The sequence below is a fragment of the Natronoflexus pectinivorans genome (genome assembly GCF_004345615.1).
Taxonomy (GTDB): Bacteria; Bacteroidota; Bacteroidia; order Bacteroidales; family Marinilabiliaceae; genus Natronoflexus; species Natronoflexus pectinivorans.
In genome coordinates, this window is record NZ_SLWK01000001.1 from 776,142 (window position 1) to 801,139 (window position 24,998).

Consider the following 24,998-nt stretch of genomic DNA (forward strand, 5'->3'; position numbering starts at 1 on the left):
TATCATTCTATAATTTCTGCAATATGAGGAACAATAGCATAAGGGGAAACATTGTAGATGTTTTTAGCAAAGAAATATATCCTGGTGAAATAACTATCGATAAAAACAAAATTATCTCAATTGTCAAAGTTGACGAGGAATTTAATAATTTCATACTTCCAGGCTTTATTGATGCACATGTTCATGTTGAAAGTTCCATGTTAACACCTTCACGGTTTGCTGAAATTGTTGTTCCACGTGGAACCATTGGCGTGGTTTCCGATCCTCATGAAATTGCAAATGTGCTCGGCGTGGAAGGAGTGGACTATATGATTAATGACGGAAAAAGAGTTCCGCTCAAGTTCTTTTTTGGAGCACCAAGTTGCGTTCCAGCTACCTCTTTTGAAAGTTCCGGGGCTGTGATTGACAGTAGTGCGGTACAGAGTTTACTTAGGAGAGATGATGTATGGTTTTTGTCAGAAATGATGAATTTTCCAGGAGTTATTTACGATGATGGGGAGGTTCACAAGAAGTTGAGTTCTGCAAAACAATATAATAAACCAATCGATGGACATGCTCCGGGGTTAACCGGAGACAATCTTGACAAATATGTTTCGGCTGGAATTTCTACCGATCATGAATGTAGTACCCTTCAAGAAGCAGAGGAGAAAATTTCTAAGGGAATGATGATTCAGATAAGGGAGGGGAGTGCCGCACGCAATTTTGAGGCTCTAAAATCACTGTTCGAAAATCATCCTGACAGACTCATGCTATGCACTGACGACAGTCATCCCGATGATTTAATATCTCAAGGTCACGTGGATCGTTTGTTGAGATTAGGATTGAAAGAAGGTGTTGATCTGTTTGACTTGTTGCGTGCAGTAACCATTAATCCTGCTCAACACTATAGTTTACCAATAGGTTTATTGCGCGTAAATGATCCTGCCGATTTTATTGTTGTCGAAGATCTCGATAATTTCAATGTGGTGGAAACATATATTGAGGGGGAGAGGGTATATCATAAAAGTGATGGAATTACTTTTGATGTTTCTGCGGCAGTTCCAATTAATAAATTCAGAACTGAACTTGTTACACCTGAACAGTTAGTGGTGAAATTACCTGATGAATTTGATTATGTCAGAGTGATTGAAGTTCACGATGGTGAACTTCTAACTTCTCAATTTGAATGGAGACCTGAGAATGTTTCAGGAGGAGTGTTATCATCCGACTTGAATCAGGATATTATTAAACTCGTTGTTGTTAATCGTTATAAAGATACTCCACCTTCAGTGGGGTTTGTGAAAAACCTGGGATTAAAGATGGGAGCAATTGGAAGTACCGTTGCCCACGACAGTCATAATATTATTGTAGCAGGTTGTGATGACGAGAGTATCCTCAGGGCAATTAATGTTTTGATTGAAGGGAAAGGTGGTATTGTTACCGTAACAGGAGAAGTTTTTAATTATCTGCCGTTGCCTGTTGCCGGTTTAATGAGTTGTGAATCCGGTGTTGAAGTAGCAGAAAAATATAAAGTATGCAATCAAAATGCAGCAAAAATGGGTAGCAGTTTGAAATCACCATTTATGACGCTATCTTTTTTATCCCTTCTTGTTATCCCGTCATTAAAACTAGGTGATAAAGGATTGTTCAATGTTACAGATTTTGAATTTACAGCACTGTTTGTTTCTGATAAATGATCTTAAAATAACTGTTTGTTTTCTATGAAGATAAATTACCTGAATGAACATATTGATGAACTTCGCGAACTGGTTTCTGTTTTGCCGAATAATCCTGGAGTTTATCAGTTTTTTAATGCATCAGGTAAAATTATTTATGTTGGAAAGGCAAAGAATCTCAAACGAAGAGTTGCATCCTATTTTAATCGTGAACCTGATAATGGAAAAACCAGAGTTTTGGTCAAACGGATTCGAGATATCCGGCACATAGTAGTAGACAGTGAAGAGGACGCCCTGTTGTTAGAAAACAATCTCATCAAGAAATATCAACCACGTTACAATGTTCTTCTAAAGGATGATAAATCCTTTCCGTGGATTGTGATCCGCAACGAACCTTTTCCACGCGTATATCAAACCCGCCAATTAATTAAGGATGGGAGTCAGTATTTTGGCCCCTACACCAATGTAATGTTGGTTCGGTCACTTATTGACCTTTTTCGGCACTTATATCCAATCAGAACATGTCGCTTAAACCTTATTCAGGATAATATCTCCCAGGGAAAATTTAAACGTTGTCTGGAATATCATATAGGAAACTGCAAGGCTCCTTGCGAAGGATTACAAACAGAATCGGAATACTTGGAGTATATTGATGATATCCGGAACATACTCAAAGGAAACATCGGATCTGTGATCCGATATTTGAAAGAGCGCATGCTGAAGCTCGCCGACGAGTATAAATTTGAAGAAGCTGAAAACATCAAACAGCGGTTAAATTTGTTGTCAGGTTTTCAAAGTAAATCTACCATCGTAAATCCAAAAATTGATAACGTAGATGTTTTCTCAATAATTAGTGATGATAAATCGGCCTACGTAAACTTCCTAAAAGTTTTAAATGGAGCAATTATTCAGGCTCATACCATTGAATTAAAAAAGAAACTTAATGAAACCGACTCTGAACTTCTTTCCCTTTCCATTATAGAAATACGGGAGAGATTGCAGAGTAATTCCAGGGAAATCATTGTACCTTTTATTCCTGAAGTGCCTTTGCAAAATGTGGAATTTGTTATTCCAAAAATTGGTGATAAAAAAAAGCTATTGGAATTGTCTGAAAGAAATGTCAAATACTTTCGGTTGGAGAAACTTAAGCAAGATGCCAACCGACAAAAAATTCCGCGACATGTCCGTTTACTCGAAAATGTAAAGACGGATCTCAGACTTAAGCAACTTCCTGTACACATCGAATGTTTTGATAACTCAAACTTTCAGGGTTCATTTCCGGTTGCTGCATGTGTGGTGTTTAAAAACGGATCGCCTTCAAAACGGGATTATCGTCACTTCAACATTAAAACAGTTGAAGGACCTGATGATTTTGCCTCTATGGAAGAGGTTGTTGAACGTCGGTACCGGCGTTTACTGGATGAAGATTCACCGCTTCCACAATTGATAGTTATTGATGGTGGTAAAGGGCAATTGGGTTCAGCTGTAAAGGCATTAAATCGTTTAAATCTGTCTGATCGTATTGCCATCATTGGCATTGCAAAAAAGCTGGAAGAGATATTTCGGCCCGGTGATCCCATTCCTCTTTATCTGGATAAAAACTCCCAAACATTAAAACTGATTCAAAATTTACGTAACGAAGCACACAGATTCGGGATAACATTTCACCGACAAAAACGAAGTAAGGCGGCATATGAATCAATGCTTGAACAAATAGACGGAATAGGACCCAAAAGTATAGAAGATCTGATAAGAGAGTTTAAATCAATTAGTGGAATTAAATCTGCCTCTGTCGATGATTTAAAAAAAGTTGTGGGATCTAAAAGAGCAAATTCTCTGATTGAATTTTTCAAGAAGGCAGGAGAATAGTTAAATAATTTAAAAGAACAGATCCGTAATTTCCGATACCTCAAATTCTGTATTATATAAATGGGGTGTAAGAGCATGATTAATGGCTTCCTTTTGATGATATACTTCAATTAAATTTTTAGTAATCATCTTACAGAGTTTTTCATTTTCTTTTGTGCTTCGAATTTGTAAATCTCTGATTTTGCCTTTTTCAACTTTCATTTTTACTGAAAACACAGCTTTTTTCAATCTAACTCTTTTCGAAAATTCATATGCTGGACCATAACTGTAGTTCCATTCTGTGGTTCCATACTTTTCATTTTTTAATTTGTTGATTTCATCTATTTCATCAGACGATAAATCGTATAGTACAATATTTGAGTTATTAAACCTTATCTGTGACTCAAGTTTATTTAAAAAGTCAGATGCTTTGATGGCTTCATTGTATATATCGGAAACATTCATTACTTCACTCCGTACGGATTTTACTGCTTTATCTCGGAACTTTCCGGGGTCACTTTTTAAGCTAAAGGTTAAATGTTCCAGATTGGAGTTAAATAGAAGAGTTCCATGATGCATCACTCGTCGTTTGAAAACATGACAGGCATTACCTGAAATTTTCTTGTAATCAATGAGCAAATCGTTTCTCACACCGTGGCGTACCGGAATACCCCAATCATTCAATACCGTAACAATGGGATCAGTTGCCTTTTTAAAATTCACTAAATCATTGGATTCCCCATTCTTTATAAAGCAAAAGTTTATGTTTCCCTCATCGTGATAAACAGTTCCACCGCCCGATAGTCTTCTAAATAGGGGAATCTTTTCACGTTCCAGATAGTTCAGATTTATTTCTGCAAGTGCATTCTGATGCTTTCCAATTATTACAGAAGGAATATTTATATAGAAGAAGTGAACGTTTTCGTTTTTTTTTCTCAACAGATATTCCTCAGTGGCAAGGTTAAATGCCGGATCTTTACTTTTACTGATGATGGACAGCGTATTGGTATTCATTATATTAATGTGAAAGTCGGTTTAAATCTAGTGATACTCATCTCTTTTAACAATTATTCCAATTGTTCTGTTTAGGTTTGCCTTGCTATTTTTTCTAATTCAAATATATTCCATATTTTAGATGTTAGGTAGTTTTAATATAAAAACCATTCTGAAAAAACCGCTTTTTGATAAATGTTGTTTTTCTAAAATGGATAATTTAAACAGTTTATGCGATTGGTCATTCAAAGGGTTAATAAGTCAGAAGTTTCTGATGATACCGGGTTAATATCCTCAATAAGACAGGGTTTGATGATTTTGTGCGGAATAGAACACCGGGACAGCAAAGAAGATGTTGAGTGGCTTGCAAAAAAAGTGGCAGGCTTACGCATTTTTGATGATGAAAACGGTGTTATGAATAATTCTGTATTGGAAATTGGTGGAGAAGCAATGGTTGTAAGTCAGTTTACGCTTCATGCTCGCTATAAAAAGGGTAATCGACCCTCATATATAGATGCTGCTCCTCCCGAACATGCCATTCCGCTGTATGAATATTTTGTAGAATTATTGACTCAGCTCATTGGAAAACCGGTTGCCTGTGGTAAATTTGGAGCTCATATGAAAATTAATCTCATCAACGATGGACCAGTTACCATTTTGATGGATTCTCATAACAGGATTTAAATTATGACTATAAAAGAGGCACAACAATTAGTTGATAATTGGATACATAAATATGGAGTTAGATATTTTTCTGAAATGACTAATCTTGCCATTCTTATGGAGGAAACCGGAGAGCTTGCACGCATCATGAGCCGTAAATACGGAGATCAATCCTTTAAGGAGAAAGAAAGTCCCGATTCACTTCCGGATGAGATGGCTGACGTTTTATGGGTTTTATTGTGCTTGGCAAATCAAACCGGAGTTGATCTCGAAAAGGCTTTGATTGATAACCTGGATAAAAAAACCAAAAGGGATGTTTCCAGACATAAAAACAACATTAAATTGAAATAGATATGATGGATTTAAATGAATTGGATATGCTTCCGTTGTTTGCTGAGTTCAACGAAGATTTTAAAGCTCTACCGGACTTTAAAACGAATTTAGTAGTACCGTCAGAGGTAACCGTTGAAAACTTAAAGGATATATTTAGTTGTATTGATTTAACAAGCCTAAATACAACTGATAGTAGTAATGATATCGATGAATTGTGCAACAAAGTTGCACAGTTCAAATCCAGTTTCCCCGATATGCCGGATGTTGCAGCTGTATGTGTTTATCCTGTATTTGCTTCTGTATTGGCAACGCGTTTAAAAAACATGAAAGTTAATCGCGCAGTAGTATCTGCTTGTTTTCCATCATCACAAACATTTTTAGATATCAAGAAGGAGGAGACCAAAAAAGCAATTTTCTTCGGTGCCAACGAAATTGATATTGTTATGTCAGTAGGAGAGTTCCTCGAAGGCAATTATGAATTTGTGGGTAATGAAATTTTTGAAATAAAGCAGGAGATGGGTGATGCACATCTTAAAGTTATTCTCGAAACAGGTGCATTACCCGATAGAGTATCAATTTGGAAAGCATCTTTAATTGCCATGGAGGCTGGTGCAGACTTTATCAAAACTTCCACCGGTAAAATGAGTCCTGCTGCAACGCCTGAAGCTGCTTGGGTGATGACGCATGCCATTAAAGCTTTCCATAAGAAGAGAGGTAAGATGATTGGTTTTAAACCTGCCGGCGGCATTGCTTCTGTTGATGATGCGTTGCTTTACCACGATATTCAATTAAACGTATTGGGTAAAAACTGGGTAAACAACAACTTGTTTAGGATAGGAGCAAGCCGATTGGCCAATGAATTAATCATTGCAATTAAGAGAGCCGAAGGGTTACCTGAGCCTATAAAATATTTCTAAGCCTGCTTTATTCATAAGTTTTCGTGATGAGATGCTTAAATCCCAATAACTATGATCAACCGCAAAGAAAATTGATGAGGGGAATAATAAATTATGTTCAAGTCAATTTTATTGAGGGCGTCCAGATTTAGAAGGTAGTTGAGCATCGTAATAGACAATTTATGAATAATGCAGGTAAGATCATTTTGTGCACACCAAAGATCATTTTGTGTTAATTTAACTTAGATATAAAATTTAGATTTTAACAAAGAATGCTTTTATTTACTGTTTCATTCGCATAGTCGTTGTTTTCAGAATTCAGATTGAATTCATCAGAGTGCCATTTTCTTATGAATTGAGCTTTTCTTAATGGCTCCTTCCATGTAGTTTTCATTCATTCAAAAGTACAAATGACAATACCATACGAGCCTCTATAAAATACATCAGGAAACACTAATAATATAATCATATTCTTTATCATATTTATTAAAACACTCTTTTATGAAATTATTTATTATTTTCCTTGCACTGGCCAGCTTTTCGTTGTTTGGTTGTAGCAATCAGGAAACTGAAGACTATGTTTATCTATTTAGTTATTTTAAAGGAGATAGTAGAGACGGACTTCATCTGGCGTGGAGTGAAGACGGATTAACATGGAAAGAACTTAATGGTGGTAACTCTTTTCTGAAACCAAACGCCGGCCGTGATAAATTAATGAGAGATCCCTGCATTATAAAAGGAGCAGACGGATTATTTCATATGGTTTGGACTGTAAGTTGGGCCGAGAGAGGTATTGGTTATGCCAATTCTCCTGATTTACTTAACTGGTCGGAGCAAAAATATATTCCTGTTATGGAGCATGAAGAAAATGCAAGAAACTGTTGGGCTCCGGAGATCACTTATTGTGAGAAGAAGGGAATATATATGATTTATTGGGCTACTACCATAGAAGGTGCTTTTCCAGAAACTTGGGTGCCTGAAGATGACGGATTAAACCATCGCATGTACTACGTAACAACGCGTGATTTTAAAGAATTCAGCGACACTAAAATTCTTTATGAACCAGGATTTAATGTTATTGATTCTCATATTGTTCCTTTTGAAGGCGAGTTTATTATGTTTTTAAAGGATGAAACACGAACACCCCCTGCAAAGAGCCTGCATGTTGCTAGATCTGGAAATCTTACCGGACCATTCTCCCAACCTGGAGATGTGATTCATGGTAATTACTGGGCAGAAGGACCAACTTCTCTTTACATTGATGGGAATTGGATAGTTTATTTTGATATCTATCGCGACAGACGCATGGGAGCAGTTACTTCTAACGATTTAGAAAACTGGACAGAGATAACAGACCAAGTTACCTTTCCTCCTGGTACAAGACACGGCACAGCACTTAAAGTTAAAAGAAGTGTGTTAGATAATATTATCGCAAGTACTTCGGTAGATTAATGAATCGCGTAATTTTGAAGAAGGCAGCCGTAAAATAAATTTACGACTGCCTTTTTTTTATATTTTGCGAGTTGTGGTAAAATGAACCATTTCTTCAAGGGCATTACGTGTTTCGCAAACCGGATAGGTATGTAGTATTTCAAGGGCTTTATCCCTATATTCACTCATCTTTTGTCTGGAGTACTCTATTCCGCCTTTCTCTTTTACCATCTGCATGATTGGAGCAATTTTTTTCTCCTTTTTATGATCTTTTTTAATGGTGCGAAGAATTTTTTTCTTCTCACCATTTTCCATTTTGCCTAGGACATGAAGTAACGGAAGTGTGATTTTTTTCTCTTTAAGATCATTACCTGTAGGTTTTCCGGCCAGGTTGGTTTTTTCATAATCTAAAAGGTCGTCTCTGATTTGAAACGCCATACCGAGGTATGTCCCAAATTTGTACATTTTCTCAACATGCTCCTCGTCGGCGTTTACGGAGTAAGCGCCCGCTTTGGTACATGCAGCAATAAGTGTGGCTGTCTTTTTTCGAATCACCTCGTAATATTCCTCTTCGGTAATGTTTAACTGTCGCGATTTTTCGATCTGTAGAAGTTCTCCTTCACTCATCTCTTTTACTGCATCAGAAACCACTTCAAGAACACCTATTTGTTTGGTCTTCAGTGCACTGATCAAACCTACTGATAAGAAGTAATCACCCACCAAAACGGCGATCTTGGAACGCCAGAGTGCGTTTATCGAAAAGAATCCACGTCTTTGATAAGTTTCATCAACCACATCATCATGAATCAGCGTTGCCGTGTGTAAAAGTTCAATTAGTCCGGCTGCGGTAAAACTTGCATCGGTTATTTGCCCATTAAGTTTTGCAGACAAAAACACCAGCATGGGACGCATCTGTTTGCCCTTACGGCGCAGAATATAGTTGGTGATGATGTTTAATAACGGTATTTTTGAGTTCAGCTGGGTTTTGAAGTAGGGTTCAAAATCCTGCATCTCTTTCTTTATAGGGGCTTTTATCCTTGATGAAACACTCATTACTTCTCAATATATTTTGTTCAAAAATAAGAAATTGTACCATACTTATTTCTTAAATTTTGTTTTTATTATTTGTTAACGATTCTCTTTTTGAAATACATGCATTTATATAAATATTTTAAGAGGTTGCATATTTAATATGTAATTTCTTCATATATTTGTATTCCTAAATGTAACAACAATTTACAATTGTTGTTGCATTCCTATTAAAGATTTAAGATAAATATCAGTACCATAACAAAATACGATGCCTATACATCGTATGTAAAAGCATAGAACAATGAAAATTAAAGATCTGGATCCCCAAATATTGGAAAAAGCAGCCAGTATGCTTAAAGCCATCGCGCATCCAATGCGTATAGCCATTCTATCACACCTCGAGGATGGAAAAAGATTAACCGTTACTGAAATCCATCAACTTCTGAATATTGAACAAAGTACCACATCACACCATCTTGGAATATTAAAAGATAAAGGGGTGCTCGCATCACAAAGGGATGGAAAGAATACTTTCTATTTTCTTAAACACGAAAGTTTAAGAAATATTATTGATTGTGTAAGTAAGTGCTCTGCCAGTTAATTATTAACAAATATTATTTAAAGTGTTTGTTTATTTTTTTTTTGCCTAATTAATTAGACATATAAAAACTTACGCATTTACTATTTAATCAACTGATAATAAGAAGATTATTTGCATCTAATATCTAATAATCTAAAAGTCTAACGATCTTTTCTTAAAGTAGAGATGGCAAAAATTAGATTAACCAAAGAGTTTCGTTTTGAGATGGCACATGCTCTTTGGAACTATGATGGATTGTGTAGAAACATTCACGGACATTCATACATCCTTCAGGTGACGGTAATTGGTGAACCAATTTCCGATGATGAGAATCCAAAATTGGGAATGGTAATGGATTTTGGCGACCTAAAAGCCATTGTAAACCGTGAAATTGTTAAGGATCTTGATCATTCAATTGTTGTGAGTAATAAGGTTTCTCCGGAAATCATCAAACAGATGGGGCAGATGGGCGAACGGCATTTTATGGTTGATTATCAGCCAACATGCGAAAACATGCTCATTGATTTTGCTCAACGACTAAAAAATGCCCTTCCAAAAGAAGTAAGCCTTTTCAGTCTGAAACTTCACGAAACAGCAAACTCTTTTGCTGAATGGTACGCTGAGGATAATTGATTGAACTATTTGCATACAATTACTGTATGAATTTAATCAGGTTCCGGTATTGACTTCTGGTTTTTCTAAGAATAATTTTACTTCGTTATTAAACGAAGTAAAATGAAAACAGCCAAAGTCATCCATACTATCTCAATGCTTAAACTTTGGAGTTTGTCACTGCTGTTCCTGATATTTTCCGCTTGTTCCAGCGACGGGGACAAAGATGAGGATATCTATTTTATCCGCTTCAATGCTGATGGGACAAAAGTCGAATTCACCAATCAGCTTATTCTTACGGCAGGTTTTGGACAATCTGCGGAATTCCACACCGCAACCATTTCTGGAGCAAATGATGCAACAACCAATGTAGGATTACAAATTTACCATGATTCCCCAATAACTGAAGGAATTTATAGTGGGTATGGTGTTACTGATGGTGTTGTTACCGGAGTCATCATTCACTATTCGACACCAACGGGGATCTTGTATAGCTCTGGTGGCGTTGATGTAAATGCACAAGTTGAAATCACCGGTTTATCGCAATCTGTCGTGACCGGGACATTTAGCGGTGTGTTAAAAGCAGATGAACAAAGCGATTTAATTGTGACAAATGGAGAATTCAGAGTTAGACGTATAAATTGAAAAGTTCAGAAGTCCCGTTCTGACCTTTCTCTAACTATTGAGTTTTTATTCTAATCCTTTTTAAAGCAATTCTTCTACCATCCAAACATTTTCATGTAAACCTGCGTTTAATAAATTATATTTGAACGCATCATGAAAATTCTACTCACAGGTGCCAATGGATACATTGGGAAAAGATTGTTGCCTTTGTTGCTCAGCAAGGGACACCATGTATACTGTTGCGTGCGTGATCCTGATCGATTTGCTGTTGACAACTACCCTAAGGAACAATTAGACGTTTTAAAAATAGATTTCCTTGATGCGGAATCTCTTAAGGCCATTCCGGAGGATATTGATGTAGCTTATTATTTGATTCATTCTCTGTCTGCATCAACAAAAAATTTTGATGAACTCGAAAAAATTGCGGCACGCAATTTTTCTAATCAAATGCTGCTCACATCGGTAAAACAGGTTATCTACTTAAGTGGCATTGCAAATCAGGATAAACTGTCTCGTCATTTGGCATCCCGCAAGGAGGTTGAAGAGATTCTGCAAAAAGGTTCCTGGTATCTTACTACCCTTCGGGCAGGAATTGTTATTGGTTCCGGAAGTGCTTCCTTTGAAATAATGCGAGATTTGGTTGAAAAATTGCCGGTGATGATTGCCCCGCGATGGTTAAGCACCAAATCACAACCCATTGCCATGCAAAATGTTATGGAATATCTGATGGGGGTTTTGGCAAAAGAGAAAACTTATGATCAAACCTTTGACATTGGAGGCCCCGATGTTCTAACCTACAAAGAGATGCTGTTACAATATGCCTCTGCCAAAGGACTTCGCCGATGGATCTATTCTGTTCCTGTCATGTCACCCCGATTGTCATCTTATTGGCTCTATTTTATCACTTCCACATCGTACAAGTTAGCAGTGAATCTTGTTAACAGCATGAAAATTGATGTAGTTTGTCGTGCTCATCAATTGGATGAAAACCTAAATATTTCTCTTATCTCATATAAAGATGCCGTGAAGTTGGCCATCAAAGAAGTTGATAATGATCGAGTTACCTCCAGTTGGATCGATGCCCTGTCAGGCAATGCACTTCAACCCGGCATTTCCCGATTGAAGGCAATTCCGGAAGATGGATGCCTGAGAGTGCGCCACATCAGAAGGATTGATGATCCGGATCGTGTGTGGGATAAAGTTATGCGCATTGGTGGATCAACAGGTTGGTACTTTGCCACAAGGTTATGGGCGTTCCGTGGTTTTATCGATAAAATGGTGGGCGGAGTTGGTTTGCGACGTGGACGTAAAAACCAATATGAACTTAAGCCCGGAGAAACTCTGGATTTTTGGCGAGTAGTGGATGTAAACCATAATACAAAGCGTCTTCTTCTTTATGCCGAAATGAAATTGCCGGGGGATGCATGGCTGGAGTTTAAAATTAATGGAAATGAAATTAGCCAAACTGCTATTTACAAACCCAAAGGCATTATGGGCAATCTTTACTGGTATATGATATATCCGTTTCACGATTGGATTTTTAGAGGCATGGTCAGGAATATTGCGAAATGATACCAACATTTAATTCCTTAGAATTTAATGTGTAATACTTATTGTTTATCTTTATTAAGCCATCAAAGTTTTTATAAAATAGATTTTGAAGAAAAGTTTTCCCCATGTAAATAGACAGTTACTAAATATATCATCGGCATTTAGTCTGTATTCTGCATGTCCACAATTTTAATTTTTGACAATATGAAGCGGAAGCATTTTCTCATAACATATTTTTTTCTGTCTCTGATTTTATTATCCAGTGCGCAACAGAATGAATTCATCTATGCCACTGTCTCTCCCCATGACGCTGAATTACTTAAAACAAAGTTCCCCTCAGAAGTTGAGATACTTGGGTCAAATCACATTCACACAGCTCTGTATATTTCTGAAGCGGCCCTTTTACATCTAAAGGAAATCAGGCAAACACCCGGTCCGGGTTACGTTTTTCGGCAGAGTCGTGAAGCTGCTTTGGCAGCCATTCATGAATGGCCATTAAAGACCACCTCAATCTATGAATTTTCAATAAACCAGCAGGATATTGTAAATTTGGCCATTGAATTGGTTGACCCCATCAACATTGAAGAGCACATCATATTGCTTGAAAACTATGGAACCCGATTTCACACCAAAGAGAGTGCCACACAATCGGCCATTGATTTAAGAGAAATGTGGGAGGATTTGGCATCCACTACCGGCAGGGATGATATCAAAGTGGAACTGTTTGAACACACATCCTCACCAATGCCTTCTGTCATCATGTCCGTGCCCGGTTTGGATGAACCTGATGAGATTGTTATTATTGGTGCTCATCTGGATTCTACGGTGCCACCAAACAATGGGCTTGCACCTGGAGCCGATGATAATGCATCCGGGGTGGCCACCATTACCGAAGTTGCAAGAATTTTGTTTGAGATTAATTTTGTGCCTGCCAAAACCATCGAGTTCATGGCGTATTCTGCCGAAGAGGTTGGGCTGATAGGTTCCGCTGAAATCGTTTCCTATTACCGTGAGAAAGATAAAAACGTCATCGCCTACGTAAATTTTGATATGACCAATTATAAGGGCTCAGCAAAAGATGTCTATCTAATGACCGATTCCTATAACAGTTCTAATCTCAATGATTTTTTGATGGAGCTAATGGACTATTATAATTCAAGCGGCAACCATCAATTTGAATATTCAACAACCATATGTAATTATGGTTGTTCAGATAATTACAGTTGGGCAGAAGCCGGTTATGAAGCAGCCTTCCCCTTTGAAGCCAAACTGAATGAAAGTAACCCAAACATCCACACGATTTATGACACCTACAGTTTTATGGGCAACTCTTTACATGCTGCCAAATTTGCAAAATTGGGGTTGCAATTTATGATTGAAGCATCTAAAAGTAGTACTTCGAATATACCTGATACTAAAAAGTCAATCATCACCATTTATACCAAAAGCAATAAATTGCATTATTCAATTGATGCCCCATTCATCGAAACCATAAATATTTACAATCTCACAGGGCAGCTTGTTAAGTCCCGAAAAAACAATGCCAATGTTGGAGTCATTTCCATCGAACAAGGAAAAGGCTTCTTTCTGGTGGAGTTTGTTTTACAGGATAAAGGCCGTATCAGTGAAAAGATAATTATTTATTAGTGATTAACGGGTTGTTTTGAAATACTCATGAGACTGTTTATTTAGGTGATAAATTTCAAATATTACCTCTTCAAGAGCATTTATGTGCCATCTAATTTCTAAATTTATCTTTTTATAAAAAGATAAATCCATGTCCGACACAAAAAACACACTGTTTTTATTAGATGCTTACGCACTTATATTCAGAGCCTACTACGCATTTATACGCGCTCCGCGTATAAATTCAAAAGGGTTGAATACTTCTGCCGCTTTTGGTTTTACCAATACTTTACTTGATATTCTTAAAAATCAAAACCCCACGCATTTAGCTGTAGTGATTGATTATCCCGGTCCCACATTTCGTAACGAAATGTACACCGAATATAAAGCCAACCGAGATGCCACTCCGGAGGACATAAAAAATGCGGTTCCCTACATCAAGAGAATTCTTGAAGCATTAAATATTCCTCTGCTTGAAATTGAAGGCTTTGAGGCCGATGATGTGATAGGGACTCTGGCAAAAAAGGCCACCGGAAATGGTTTCGATACTTATATGGTTACTCCCGATAAGGATTTTGCACAGCTTGTAAATGAAGATATTAAAATGTACAAGCCAAAATCCCGCGGCAACGAAGTGGAAATATGGGGTCCCGATGAAGTACGTGAGCAGTTTGGTGTTCCTGAACCGTTGAACGTGATTGATGTTCTCGCTCTTTGGGGTGATGCTGCGGATAATATTCCCGGATGTCCGGGAATTGGTGAGAAGCGCTCCAAAGACATCATTGGGAAATATCATACCATTGAAAATGTTTATGAAAACCTGGAGGATTTTTCAGGTAAGCAAAAGGAAAATCTGGCCAATAATCGGGAGCAGGTTGAGCTGGCCAGAAAACTGGTCACCATCAATACGGAAGTTCCTGTGGATGTTTCCATTGACAGTTTGAAACGGGCAGAGCCTGATTTGGAAAAGTTGAGAACCATTCTGGACGAATTGGAATTCCGCACTTTGTGGGAGCGTATTACAGGCGAATCTAAAGCCAAGGCGCCCCAACCGGCGCAAGGTTCTCTTTTTGGCGATGATGAAATTCCTGTGAGGGAAACCACCGCCGAATCACTTAAAACATTAGATGATGTAAAGCATCAATATTTTCTGGCTGACAATGAGATGGCCATTCAATCTCTGGCCATGGAGCTCTCCATACAAAAAGAATTCTGCTTTGATACCGAAACTTCGTCCATCAATGTTTGGGAAAGCAGCCTGGTGGGGATTGCTTTTTCCTGGAAAGCGGGGGAAGCCTATTACGTGCCGGTGCCGTCAGATCGGGGTGAAGCTGAAAAACTGTTGGAGCCGTTGAAGTCTGTTTTTGAGGATGCCAATATTCTGAAAATCGGACAGAACCTGAAATTTGATACACTCATGCTGAAACTATACGGGATTCAGGTTGCCGGGCCATTCTTCGATACCATGGTGGCTCACCATTTGATTCAACCCGGTTTGAGGCACAACATGGATTATCTCGCCGAAATTTATCTCAAATACAAGCCTGTTTCCATCGAAGAGTTGATAGGTGAAAAGGGAAAGAAGCAGGGAAGCATGCGCGATGTTCCTTTAGAGAAAGTAAAGGAGTATGCCGGTGAAGATGCGGATGTTACTTTTCAGTTGAAGCAAAAACTCGAAAAGGAGCTGGAAAATGAAAAGCTAACTTCTTTCTTTGCTGATGTTGAAATGCCTTTGCTTGATGTATTGGTTCAAATGGAGTATAATGGCGTGCGAATTGATGTGGACGAACTGGAAAATTCAGGAAAGGAGCTCGAAAAACGACTGGAATTGCTGGAAAAGGAAATCATGGAGATGGCTGGAGTTTCATTTAATGTAAACAGTCCGCGACAAGTTGGGGAGGTTTTGTTTGATACACTAAAAATTGATGCCAAAGCCGGTCGCACAAAATCCGGTCAATACACCACCAATGAGGAGGTGTTGCAAAAGCTAAAGGATAAGCATCCCATCATACCAAAAATATTGGAGCAACGAGGACTTAAAAAATTGTTGTCCACATATGTTCACGCTTTACCTAAACTTGTAGTAAAAGATACCGACCGATTGCACACTTCTTACAACCAGGCGTTGGTTGTTACCGGTCGGTTGAGTAGCAGCAATCCGAACCTGCAAAACATCCCCATCCGTGACGATGAAGGGCGCGAAATTCGCAAGGCATTTACAGTGACCGATGATAACCATGTTTTCCTGAGTGCGGATTATTCTCAGGTTGAACTTCGGTTGATGGCTCATTTAAGCAAAGATGCACACATGCTTGAGGCTTTTAATCGTGGTGATGATATCCATGCCGCTACCGCGGCACGAATTTTTAGCGTTCCGCAGGAGGAGGTCACCTCAGATATGCGTCGAAAAGCCAAAACTGCCAATTTTGGCATTATATACGGGATTTCGGCCTTTGGATTGTCGGAACGGCTCAATATTCCACGCGGAGAGGCAAAGTCGATAATTGATGGCTATTTTGAGAATTTTGAGGGGGTAAAGGTGTACATGGAGGAGAGCATTCGGTTGGCGCGCGATAAAGGCTTTGTGGAAACCATTTTTGGTCGCAAGCGCTATTTGCCCGACATCAATTCTCGAAATGCTGTAGTACGCGGAATGGCCGAACGAAACGCTATCAATGCTCCCATCCAGGGTACCGCCGCCGACATTATCAAAATGGCCATGGTAAAAATCCAGCAGGAACTGAACAGCGGAGGCTACAAAACCAAAATGATTTTGCAGGTTCATGATGAATTGAATTTTGAAGTTCCCAAAGAGGAGCTTGCTGATGTGAAGAAGTTGGTGCGTAGTTCCATGGAATCGGCCTGTGAATTGAGTGTTCCGCTAGTTGTAGATATGGGAGAGGGGCGTAACTGGCTGGAGGCACACTGATGATTTTTGATGTCCTCCTGGTCGCGGTTGCCCTGTTTTTGCTTTTGGTGGGTTTGGTGGGTTGTGTTTTGCCCGTATTGCCCGGCCCGCCAATCAGTTTTCTGGCGTTAATCTTTTTGCATTTATCGCGATGGGGAGAATTCAACGTTCAATTTTTATGGCTTGCGGCTTTTATGGCAACAGCAGTGACTGTACTGGATTATTTGGTGCCAATGTGGGGAACAAAACGTTTTGGTGGAACCGGTAAAGGGATTTGGGGAGCTTCTGTTGGACTGGTGGTTGGATTTTTCTTCGCTCCGTGGGGAATTGTGGTTGGTCCGTTTCTTGGAGCTTTTGTTGGGGAGATGATATCACACAATGATTCAAACCGCGCATTCAGAGCCGCATTTGGCTCTTTTATCGGCATCATTGCGGGAGTGGTTCTAAAGTTGGTGGTCAGCGGATATTTCTCCTGGCATTTCTTTAAGGAACTTTTTTCTCGTTCTCAGATATAAGTTCTATTCCGTAATAGTCATAATGGGAAGAATAATATATGAGATAAAGCCCTGACTTGTCGGACATGAAATACATATCATTTCCCGGAACAAAATCATATATCAGAGCTTTTATTTTATCATTCACCATTTTTCGGTTGCACAAATCAATGAGTTGATAAGTTGTTTCCACTCTGCCATCGTCAATTTCAACAGGCATTGAAATAACTATGGCCCACTTATTATCGGGCGATATCTCAATCAGTTGCAGAATAGCTGTTGAATCACTGTAGACGGTTTCGGTTAAGCCATTTTCTAATTCCAATAACAGGGAGAATTCGTCATCACTGATATAAGCAGTAACAAATGTTGGCAATGTATCTGTACATACTGAAAGATATTTATTGCTTCTCAATTCTCCTTGCTGGTTAGAATATAGAAAGCCATTAAATAAAGTAAAACAGATGATAATAGATAAAATATTAAAGCAATGCTTTAATGTTTTCATACAACTCTTTAGAAGCCTTTTCATATCGCTCTTTTTCTAATCCGGTTAATCTCGATTGATGGTTGTCCATCCTGTTGAGGACGCTTTTAAGTTCTTCATTGCTAAGTTCCGAAATGATTTGCTCAAATACGGCTCTGCGTGTTAAGGCCGATTTGTTTTGAAGAAATATGGTTTCATTAATGAGTTTCCTTTCCGGTTTTTGGTGAAAATCTCTCAAAACCAGACCCATCTGTGATACGGGGACGTCGTTCAACTTTTGATTGAGTTGGGTGAGATTGGCTTGTCTGGTGTTTTCAAACAACCCTTTAACTGCGTTTGTGTCAGCGGGCATTATTTCACCCGAAACGATTTTATATTGGAAGGTTTGGGTATATTTTTCTTTTAATTCAGGAATTAACATCAGTTTATCCACATTATTTGCAGCCAGATGTTTTAAAAAATCCCACTCTATAACTGGTTCTATTTGGTAATAAATAATGCTGTCGCGAAAATCTATTCTTCCCCTCCACTTGCTGCGATTGGTTCCTATGATGTTTGCGAGGTCAGAAAAATCGTCAACTTTAAGGAGGCTTTTGTCTTCGAGGGAATAGATATAGAGGGCAGTTTTCTTAAATTCATGTTTTACCCTTCCCCCGTCGGGAAAGCGGGAAATCCCTTCCGGCCGCCTGAAGGCGGTGGAAGAGATGATGACCGCGATTTTAGTGCTGTCGCTGTTCCAGCACGCACCATGGTGCGTGCTGAAATTGAGACTTACCTGTTTTGAGTGACATGATGCAAAGAGCATCATGACCAGTAGGGACAGGTAAAAGATTCTATTTATAACAAATGATTTCATAAACTATTCTGTTTATGATAATTGAGTTGAATGTAGTGAATTAAAGGTTAATTCTTAATACATCTAACGGAATAACCATTGCTTTTAGCCGCTTCATTGGTTTGAATACTTCCAAAATGTGAATGCAATCGTCTTGCATACGCTTGATTGCCTGACACCTCAGTTGCACTCCACCAAAAACCCTGATTTCCCATTTCCATATAGGCTCCTCCTTCGTATTTCTCGCCTCCGGGGAGTGCTGTAAACCCAGAAGAATTGGTTGCTCCTTCGTTTGGTGCATCCCAATAGGATGTTGCTTTGAGTTTACCTCCGGCCACAGCAGCACCGCCTAAATGGTTCTCTAGTTCCTGCCAGTCACTGTTTGTTGGAACTCGCCAACCATCGGGGCATAGCTTTCCTGTTTCTACAGCTTGCCAGTTATATAGGGCTCCAAATGGGTTTTGATAACCGGAGTCATCGTTATACCAGGCATAGTTCCCTGTTGTACTCGTATTCCATGTATCAACGTCGTTGATGGGAGTGCCATCATTGTACTTGGTAGTACGCAGATTTTCTGCCATCCACTCCTGGCTTCCTATTATTATTGTCTGGTAATTGTTTCCTTCCGCGTCGGTTACTCCCTCGCCGGGTAATCCTCCGTTGCCGTTATTATCCCCATTCCCGTTATCTCCTGAGATTCCGTATGTTGGGCCCTCAACAGAATATAATCTGTCTTGCAGGCTTCCATCTCGGTCCGTGTATTGATATCCGTATCTGGCTGTAATTCGGTAAACGTAACTCTGATCGAGATTATAGGTATCAAAAAAGCTGTAAAACTCTTTTGTATTTGGAATACCACCTACCTGCTTTGTGTGAACATGTTCAAATGACTCCAATTCATTGGATTTTGCTCGCAGTATAGTGTATGAGATATTGAATAAATTTCGCAAATCATTATAGTTATTGGTATCTTGCCATGTAATCTCTGTCGACTTTTGGAATAAATCTGCAGTAGTTTCCAGGCTCACTATTTGAACAGGAGTGGCTTCAAATGCGTAGCCTGTTGCTTCGGGAGTGTATTTACCGTATCCGCCATCATGCGAGTGGGCGCGCATTCTGTATCTGTATTCTTTTCCCGGGATAATATTGTTCGGAAGGTTTATCCCATAATCACCAAAGGAGCGTTGTTTGGTCCAAGCTATACTTTCCCAGGTTGCGTTGTCCTCGTTAAAGCGCTCCACATCAAAATGCATCTCTCCGTGTCCATGTGCTTCACTAAACGCAAGGTTAATAACTCCTACATGTGTTCCTCGCGAAGCTGTAAAATTCTCAGGACTGGTGGTCTCTTTTTTGCAACCTGCAAAGACAAGTAAAATTGAAATGAATATTGTTGAATTTATTATGTACTTCATTATGGATGTTTTTTGATTATTGAAATTCAGAGACTCTGAGTTACATCATAAGAGTGTGTATTTAAAAAGCCATCATATACACACAGATATTAATTATTAAACTAATGTCAAGTCAACCATAAAATGATGGTTTAGAATAGTGCATTTGGCGATTCCCCACTTGGCTTCGACGTGAGCGAGGGAGATAATTCAGATTTGACTATGCACTTGACATCATGAATGGTTCAATCCACCTTTGTGTCAAGTTGCTGAAAATCTTCTGTGGTTATCTCTTCAAATGAGAATGCGCCTCCCATGGCGTACCAGTTTTCTCCCATTTTATCCAGAATATGAACCAGTATGCGGTCATCTCCAAGATTCTTGAAATGAGCCACTCCTTGCGGAAGGCCGGTACGTTCATCTTTTCTGTATCGTACTTCAATGATTTCGCCATCCCAGTTTTCTACATTTCTTTTGTTGTAGTTCAGAAAATCTTCATCGAGATAGAGAGCAAGTGTAGGTTGAACCATCTTTTTGAGAGCGACCAAATCTTCTTCCTGAAGTGCTGTAAGGGCTTTTAAGGCCACTTCATCAGGCGACAGACTCTTCTGTTGCTCTGCGGTTTCAATAGCGTCTGTTAGTTCGGTTGCCATTTTTTCCATGGCATTTCGTACTTCCCTTACTTCTTTAGCCGAATCCCGAAGACCGCATCCGGCGAGTAGTGATATGCATAATGCTGCGCAGGCAAATAGAAACAAACTTTTCATAGCTGTTTGGTTTAGTTTTAGAGAATGAGTTAAAAAATTGATATTTAAAGGTATAAAACATAACTTAAATATCAAATCATTTTTGAAATACCGTATCTTTTGCATCTTTGCTTTGTTGCCTTTTTGTTTTTATTTATATTGTGTTTCTTTTTTTAATATTATTAAACCTACGCTTTAATAAAAATATATTAAAGTGCATTTATATAAGTAAATATAAAATATTTATAGATATGAACGTTAAAACGCCGGTCAGTGAACTCACCTCACGTATGCAGCGATTTAGGGCAATGATGGATTTGCAGCATCCAGAATGGCAATGTGCGGTTATTTTTAGTAAAATCAATCTTCTCTATTTCACCGGCTCAATGCCGGAAGGCATGTTAATCATTGAAAAAGATGGGGAAAGCACCCTGTGGGCAAGAAGAAGTTACGAAAGAACAGTGGATGAATCTCTCTTTCATAACATCAAGCCCATGGACAGCTACCGCGACGCAGCAGCAGCGTATAAAACTCCAACCGGTACGGTTCACCTTGAAACGGAGTTTGTTCCTTTGGCTATGTATCAACGGTTTAGGAAATACTTCCCGTTTTCGGAGGTTCAATCGTTGGATTTTCAGTTGGCCATGACAAGGGCGGTAAAAAGTGAATGGGAGATTTCCAATATGGAAGCATCCGGAAAAATGCATCGTAAAATTCTCGAGGAGCGGGTACCTTTATTGCTGCGAGAGGGAATGACCGAAGCAGAACTCGCCGGTAAATTATATCAGGTGATGATTGAGGAGGGACATCAGGGCGTGGCTCGTTTCAATATGTTTGATACAGAAATTGCTGTGGGACAGATTGCTTTTGGTGATAACTCTTTATATCCGACCAATTTCAATGGTCCGGGAGGACAATTGGGTCTTAGTCCGGCATCGCCGTCCTTGGGAAGCCGGCACCGGCGGCTAAAGCAAGGCGACCTGGTTTTTGTGGATGCAGCGGTGGGTGTCAATGGTTATCATACAGATAAAACCATGACTTATGTGTTTGGAAAGCCTTTACCACAATTTGCAATAGATATTCATCATCGATGTGTGGAGATTCAAAACCACGTTGCCGGGATGTTAAAACCCGGAAACACTCCCGCAGATATATACGAGACAATCATGTCTGAAATTGAGCCGGAGTTTTTAAATAATTTCATGGGATTTGGAACTCGGCAGGTTAAGTTTTTAGGGCATGGCATTGGTTTAACGGTTGATGAATTGCCTGTTATTGCCAATGGTTTTAACGAACCGCTTGTGAAAAATATGGTGTTTGCCGTTGAGCCCAAAAAAGGCATTGAAAACATTGGCATGGTTGGCATTGAAAACAGCTTCGTGGTATCATCTTCCGGAGGTAGATGTATAACCGGTGACCATAAAGGATTAATGCTGGTGGAGTAATTGAAAACAGAACGGGGAGCCGGTAAGGCTCCCCGTTTTCATAATTATTCATCTTTAGATGGTTCTTGGTTAACTGTTTTTTCGGGCATTTTCAATGCCTGATTTTGAAAGACGGCACCACCCATTGCATTTTCAATTAGTTTATTTCTCATTTCATCTATTGCATTTGGATGAATGGCAGAAATTGGACCCTGATTTTTTCCTTCAATGCCGGAAATAACCGATACATTTTTGGCCGGGAAAAAGTCCAGCGTCTCTGCAAAGGGTTTAATCAGAGAATCAAAGTTTTCAATCAGGTAAATTTTGTTACCTATTTCCTTGTCTTTATTGATGATTTCAATGGTTTCTCTGAGTTCTTCGATTTCTCCTTCGGCTTTACCAATAATGGCCGCAGCTTTTTGTTTGGATTGCAGAATCATTCTCTCTTTTTCTGCCTGAGCTGGCGTAATGATTTCAGCTTTGTATTTGTGTCTGAGCATTTCCAGTTTCTGGCGTTCAGCTTCAATTTCCGAAATCAGACCGGCTTCTTTGGCCATGATGTCTTGAACAACTTTCTCGATTCCAACTTTTTCACGCTGTTTTTCCTTCATCACTTTTACCTTGGTTTCGGCCATCAGCTCTTCATAAAGGTTATCGATGTTACGCACCTCAACTTCGGCTTTTCTGGCTTCTTCCTGCTCAACAGCATTGGCCCGTGATTCGGCTTTGGCTTTTCTGGCTTTGGTTTCGGCATTTACCGTTTGAACGCGTTTTAAAAGAGCAATATAGAGGTCGGGCTCCTCAACTCCTTTCAGGCGATGGTCGTCCACATCGGCAATGTTCATGGTGGTAATTTCCAGGCCAATATTTTCCAGATCATTTTTACACACATTAATCATCTTTGCAACCAATGTGTCTTTATCTTGCATGACCTGTACGGGAGTCATGGTTGCAATGGAATCTCTGAGGTGCCCTTCGATGATGTTACTGGCAACCTGTTTCAGTTCCTCTTCACGATTTATCAGGTGAAGAATACGTGTCGCGGCCAACGCCCGGCCAGCCTGGTTTGAAGCTATTGCAAAACTTACAGTGGCTTTAACATTAAGCGGAACAACTCCCTCCGCAATGGCAGAATCTACAACCACCTCAATGGTGTGTGGCGTGAGATCCATTTTTGCAAATTTATGTATGAGGGGAATGATGAACATTCTTCCACCACTTATCATTTGGAAGCCTTTTTTCCCCGACACACCGGAAATAATACCCAGTTCATTACCTCCAACTATACGCATATTTGAAACGACCTGAACCAATAGGGTAAATATTATTAATCCAAGCAATACACTTACGAAAACTATCATTGTTGTACCTCCTTATTTGATGTTGCAAAAAAACTTTTAATTGATAATCCGGTTACTTTTTCGAATTCTCCAAGGAAGCCTGTAAAGGCTTCCGGCCCCCGGTTCACCGCAGCACTAAACCCTTTTTCATTGTCCATAAGGACAAATGAATCAACAGAGAAATTACTGCTGTGTTTTTTAAATGATTCGAATAGGTGGGGAAGCTGTTGTTGCAGGAATAACACCGAACAGCCGGTCTCTTTTGCATTGGAAATGATTTCCACCTTTTGACTCAGGATTCTGTTTTTTGCATTTTCAATGATTTTCACAGACTCCTTATCTCCCTGACTGAGAATCATGGCGGCATCATTCTGAGCCTCTTCTTTAATTAGTATTTCAGTCTGGTTTTTTAATTCTTTCAGTTGGGTATTTAACTCTTCGATCCTTTTCAGACCGTTATTTCGTGCAGCTTCAATGTTATTGTTGGCTTCTACTTCTGCTTTAATAATGCTGGCTTCACTCTCCTTCTTGTATAGTTCTACTTTCTCTCTGGCCGTAATGATTTGTTCATTGGCCTTTGATTTAGCAATCTCTACACGTCTTCTAGCGTCTGATTCTGCTTTTTCAGCAATGGCTCTTAATCGCGCTTCCTCAATTTCTACCTCCTGTCTTTTTTCAGCCAGGGTTTTTTGAGCAAGGTTTCCAATATAGTTGGAGCTATCCCATATTTTTTGAAGAGATACTGACACAACTTTCATCCCAAAACTTGCAAGGTCACTGTTGATATCAACCAACAGTGCATTCCGGAATTGGGCTCTTTCACCTTCACTTTTTTTGGTTCCCGGTGCCTGTTCGTCATGATGGCTCTCCTGCATACCAATGGCTTCCAGAGGGGTTGCTTTGTTAAGAGCCCCTCTAAAGTTTCCTATCAGTGTTTGTCGAACTTGCTCCTGAAGTTGATTAACATCTTTTCCCATCAATCGTTCTACAGCTGAATAGAGCATTGAGTTTTTTTCATCATCAATGCAAACACACGCAGTGGCATCGGCTCCAACGGTAATTCCATTTGCAGAGTTTACTCCGTCAACCTGCACATTAATGGGTAATACACGCAAATCAAGATACTGAGCACTTTGAAAATAGGGAATCACTGTGCTTCGGCCTCTTTCTACACTGAAGCCAAATGTTTTTCCATTGTCTTTTCGCTTACGGCCGGTGATTACCAGCAGTTTGTCGGGGGGAGCTACTTTTATAAATGCTTTTAATATGGCCAGTAAAATAAAAAAGCTTACAATGGCAATAATGCCTTCTAAAATTCCTCCTTTGGCAGGGTCAAATAATTCTTCCATAATTGTAATTTTAAGTTAGAGTAAAAAATAAATTAAATAGTATAATATATTAAAGTATAAGTTTATAAATATGAAATATTAAATGATTAGAGCCTTATCCCAATTCAACAAGAACGAATTATCTGTTTAAAGAATGATGATATTTCAATCTGCCTGTAGCATAGATGAATCCTAGTTTGT

Annotated in this window: 22 protein-coding genes; 14 read left to right on the forward strand and 8 right to left on the reverse strand. The window is 39.1% G+C overall.

What is annotated here, in order from left to right:
• Positions 1-23 precede the first annotated feature (23 nt).
• Positions 24-1,676: an adenine deaminase gene (ade, locus tag EV194_RS02920; RefSeq protein WP_132431903.1), complete on the forward strand. Its 1,653-nt coding sequence runs from the start codon at positions 24-26 to the stop codon at positions 1,674-1,676.
• 24 nt (positions 1,677-1,700) lie between these two features.
• A complete protein-coding gene (gene uvrC / locus EV194_RS02925; protein WP_132431905.1) occupies positions 1,701-3,524 on the forward strand; it encodes an excinuclease ABC subunit UvrC in 1,824 nt (607 codons plus the stop codon).
• A gap of 9 nt (positions 3,525-3,533) precedes the next feature.
• Here uvrC and EV194_RS02930 read toward each other — a convergent pair whose 3' ends face one another.
• Positions 3,534-4,517, reverse strand: a complete 984-nt coding sequence (locus EV194_RS02930) for a lipoate--protein ligase (RefSeq protein WP_132431907.1) — start codon at positions 4,515-4,517, stop codon at positions 3,534-3,536.
• A gap of 210 nt (positions 4,518-4,727) precedes the next feature.
• Between EV194_RS02930 and dtd the strand changes: the two genes are divergently transcribed.
• From dtd to EV194_RS02950, 4 genes are all read left to right on the forward strand, one after another.
• The gene (dtd, locus tag EV194_RS02935; protein ID WP_132431909.1) at positions 4,728-5,180 is read left to right on the forward strand and encodes a D-aminoacyl-tRNA deacylase; all 453 of its coding nucleotides are present in this window, start codon (positions 4,728-4,730) and stop codon (positions 5,178-5,180) included.
• Between the two features lie 3 nt (positions 5,181-5,183).
• Positions 5,184-5,510, forward strand: a complete 327-nt coding sequence (locus EV194_RS02940) for a nucleotide pyrophosphohydrolase (protein WP_132431911.1) — start codon at positions 5,184-5,186, stop codon at positions 5,508-5,510.
• A gap of 2 nt (positions 5,511-5,512) precedes the next feature.
• Entirely contained in the window at positions 5,513-6,409 is an 897-nt protein-coding gene (deoC, locus tag EV194_RS02945; protein ID WP_243699310.1) for a deoxyribose-phosphate aldolase, read from the forward strand.
• Positions 6,410-6,889: 480 nt separating this feature from the next.
• The gene (locus EV194_RS02950) at positions 6,890-7,840 is read left to right on the forward strand and encodes a glycoside hydrolase family 43 protein (RefSeq protein ID WP_132431913.1); all 951 of its coding nucleotides are present in this window, start codon (positions 6,890-6,892) and stop codon (positions 7,838-7,840) included.
• 57 nt (positions 7,841-7,897) lie between these two features.
• Here the strand turns inward: EV194_RS02950 and EV194_RS02955 are convergent, their stop codons facing one another.
• Positions 7,898-8,872 (reverse strand): polyprenyl synthetase family protein, encoded by a 975-nt coding sequence (locus EV194_RS02955; protein WP_132431915.1) that lies wholly within the window; start codon positions 8,870-8,872, stop codon positions 7,898-7,900.
• Positions 8,873-9,152: 280 nt separating this feature from the next.
• Between EV194_RS02955 and EV194_RS02960 the strand changes: the two genes are divergently transcribed.
• From EV194_RS02960 to EV194_RS02990, 7 genes are all read left to right on the forward strand, one after another.
• Positions 9,153-9,452 (forward strand): ArsR/SmtB family transcription factor, encoded by a 300-nt coding sequence (locus EV194_RS02960; RefSeq protein WP_079557021.1) that lies wholly within the window; start codon positions 9,153-9,155, stop codon positions 9,450-9,452.
• A gap of 165 nt (positions 9,453-9,617) precedes the next feature.
• The gene (locus EV194_RS02965) at positions 9,618-10,064 is read left to right on the forward strand and encodes a 6-pyruvoyl trahydropterin synthase family protein (RefSeq protein WP_132431917.1); all 447 of its coding nucleotides are present in this window, start codon (positions 9,618-9,620) and stop codon (positions 10,062-10,064) included.
• Between the two features lie 102 nt (positions 10,065-10,166).
• Positions 10,167-10,688, forward strand: coding sequence for a hypothetical protein (locus EV194_RS02970; RefSeq protein ID WP_132431919.1), 522 nt, complete (start codon positions 10,167-10,169; stop codon positions 10,686-10,688).
• A gap of 132 nt (positions 10,689-10,820) precedes the next feature.
• Complete coding sequence (locus tag EV194_RS02975) at positions 10,821-12,239, forward strand: SDR family oxidoreductase (RefSeq protein WP_132431921.1); 1,419 nt, start codon at positions 10,821-10,823, stop codon at positions 12,237-12,239.
• Between the two features lie 183 nt (positions 12,240-12,422).
• Positions 12,423-13,865 (forward strand): M20/M25/M40 family metallo-hydrolase, encoded by a 1,443-nt coding sequence (locus EV194_RS02980; RefSeq protein WP_165921781.1) that lies wholly within the window; start codon positions 12,423-12,425, stop codon positions 13,863-13,865.
• A 130-nt stretch (positions 13,866-13,995) separates the two neighbouring features.
• Positions 13,996-16,773, forward strand: a complete 2,778-nt coding sequence (polA, locus tag EV194_RS02985; protein WP_132431925.1) for a DNA polymerase I — start codon at positions 13,996-13,998, stop codon at positions 16,771-16,773.
• Positions 16,773-17,267, forward strand: coding sequence for a DUF456 domain-containing protein (locus EV194_RS02990; protein WP_132431927.1), 495 nt, complete (start codon positions 16,773-16,775; stop codon positions 17,265-17,267). The genes polA and EV194_RS02990 overlap by 1 nt, the downstream gene beginning before the upstream one ends.
• Here EV194_RS02990 and EV194_RS02995 read toward each other — a convergent pair.
• The 4 genes from EV194_RS02995 to EV194_RS03010 all read right to left on the reverse strand — a co-directional run bounded on the left by EV194_RS02995 (position 17,236) and on the right by EV194_RS03010 (position 20,726).
• A complete protein-coding gene (locus tag EV194_RS02995; protein WP_132431929.1) occupies positions 17,236-17,754 on the reverse strand; it encodes a hypothetical protein in 519 nt (172 codons plus the stop codon). The genes EV194_RS02990 and EV194_RS02995 overlap by 32 nt on opposite strands.
• On the reverse strand, positions 17,729-18,589 hold the full coding sequence (locus EV194_RS03000; protein ID WP_132431931.1) for a hypothetical protein: 861 nt from the start codon (positions 18,587-18,589) through the stop codon (positions 17,729-17,731). The genes EV194_RS02995 and EV194_RS03000 overlap by 26 nt, the downstream gene beginning before the upstream one ends.
• 47 nt (positions 18,590-18,636) lie before the next feature.
• On the reverse strand, positions 18,637-19,980 hold the full coding sequence (locus EV194_RS03005; RefSeq protein WP_132431933.1) for a fibrobacter succinogenes major paralogous domain-containing protein: 1,344 nt from the start codon (positions 19,978-19,980) through the stop codon (positions 18,637-18,639).
• 224 nt (positions 19,981-20,204) lie between these two features.
• Entirely contained in the window at positions 20,205-20,726 is a 522-nt protein-coding gene (locus EV194_RS03010; RefSeq protein WP_132431935.1) for a hypothetical protein, read from the reverse strand.
• Positions 20,727-20,956: 230 nt separating this feature from the next.
• Here EV194_RS03010 and EV194_RS03015 point away from each other — a divergent pair, with 230 nt between their 5' ends.
• Complete coding sequence (locus EV194_RS03015) at positions 20,957-22,150, forward strand: M24 family metallopeptidase (protein WP_132431937.1); 1,194 nt, start codon at positions 20,957-20,959, stop codon at positions 22,148-22,150.
• Between the two features lie 44 nt (positions 22,151-22,194).
• Here the strand turns inward: EV194_RS03015 and EV194_RS03020 are convergent, their stop codons facing one another.
• Positions 22,195-23,490: an SPFH domain-containing protein gene (locus tag EV194_RS03020; protein ID WP_132431939.1), complete on the reverse strand. Its 1,296-nt coding sequence runs from the start codon at positions 23,488-23,490 to the stop codon at positions 22,195-22,197.
• Positions 23,487-24,818 (reverse strand): SPFH domain-containing protein, encoded by a 1,332-nt coding sequence (locus EV194_RS03025; RefSeq protein WP_132431941.1) that lies wholly within the window; start codon positions 24,816-24,818, stop codon positions 23,487-23,489. Before EV194_RS03025 ends, EV194_RS03020 begins: the two co-directional genes overlap by 4 nt.
• Between the last annotated feature and the right edge of the window lie 180 nt (positions 24,819-24,998).

Bases quoted from the DNA above. Each gene is read 5' to 3' on its own strand.
- ade (WP_132431903.1), top strand. From the start codon at position 24: ATGAGGAACAATAGCATAAGGGGAAACATTGTAGATGTTTTTAGCAAA.
- uvrC (WP_132431905.1), top strand. From the start codon at position 1,701: ATGAAGATAAATTACCTGAATGAACATATTGATGAACTTCGCGAACTG.
- EV194_RS02930 (WP_132431907.1), bottom strand. From the start codon at position 4,517: ATGAATACCAATACGCTGTCCATCATCAGTAAAAGTAAAGATCCGGCA.
- dtd (WP_132431909.1), top strand. From the start codon at position 4,728: ATGCGATTGGTCATTCAAAGGGTTAATAAGTCAGAAGTTTCTGATGAT.
- EV194_RS02940 (WP_132431911.1), top strand. From the start codon at position 5,184: ATGACTATAAAAGAGGCACAACAATTAGTTGATAATTGGATACATAAA.
- deoC (WP_243699310.1), top strand. From the start codon at position 5,513: ATGATGGATTTAAATGAATTGGATATGCTTCCGTTGTTTGCTGAGTTC.
- EV194_RS02950 (WP_132431913.1), top strand. From the start codon at position 6,890: ATGAAATTATTTATTATTTTCCTTGCACTGGCCAGCTTTTCGTTGTTT.
- EV194_RS02955 (WP_132431915.1), bottom strand. From the start codon at position 8,872: ATGAGTGTTTCATCAAGGATAAAAGCCCCTATAAAGAAAGAGATGCAG.
- EV194_RS02960 (WP_079557021.1), top strand. From the start codon at position 9,153: ATGAAAATTAAAGATCTGGATCCCCAAATATTGGAAAAAGCAGCCAGT.
- EV194_RS02965 (WP_132431917.1), top strand. From the start codon at position 9,618: ATGGCAAAAATTAGATTAACCAAAGAGTTTCGTTTTGAGATGGCACAT.
- EV194_RS02970 (WP_132431919.1), top strand. From the start codon at position 10,167: ATGAAAACAGCCAAAGTCATCCATACTATCTCAATGCTTAAACTTTGG.
- EV194_RS02975 (WP_132431921.1), top strand. From the start codon at position 10,821: ATGAAAATTCTACTCACAGGTGCCAATGGATACATTGGGAAAAGATTG.
- EV194_RS02980 (WP_165921781.1), top strand. From the start codon at position 12,423: ATGAAGCGGAAGCATTTTCTCATAACATATTTTTTTCTGTCTCTGATT.
- polA (WP_132431925.1), top strand. From the start codon at position 13,996: ATGTCCGACACAAAAAACACACTGTTTTTATTAGATGCTTACGCACTT.
- EV194_RS02990 (WP_132431927.1), top strand. From the start codon at position 16,773: ATGATTTTTGATGTCCTCCTGGTCGCGGTTGCCCTGTTTTTGCTTTTG.
- EV194_RS02995 (WP_132431929.1), bottom strand. From the start codon at position 17,754: ATGAAAACATTAAAGCATTGCTTTAATATTTTATCTATTATCATCTGT.
- EV194_RS03000 (WP_132431931.1), bottom strand. From the start codon at position 18,589: ATGAAATCATTTGTTATAAATAGAATCTTTTACCTGTCCCTACTGGTC.
- EV194_RS03005 (WP_132431933.1), bottom strand. From the start codon at position 19,980: ATGAAGTACATAATAAATTCAACAATATTCATTTCAATTTTACTTGTC.
- EV194_RS03010 (WP_132431935.1), bottom strand. From the start codon at position 20,726: ATGAAAAGTTTGTTTCTATTTGCCTGCGCAGCATTATGCATATCACTA.
- EV194_RS03015 (WP_132431937.1), top strand. From the start codon at position 20,957: ATGAACGTTAAAACGCCGGTCAGTGAACTCACCTCACGTATGCAGCGA.
- EV194_RS03020 (WP_132431939.1), bottom strand. From the start codon at position 23,490: ATGATAGTTTTCGTAAGTGTATTGCTTGGATTAATAATATTTACCCTA.
- EV194_RS03025 (WP_132431941.1), bottom strand. From the start codon at position 24,818: ATGGAAGAATTATTTGACCCTGCCAAAGGAGGAATTTTAGAAGGCATT.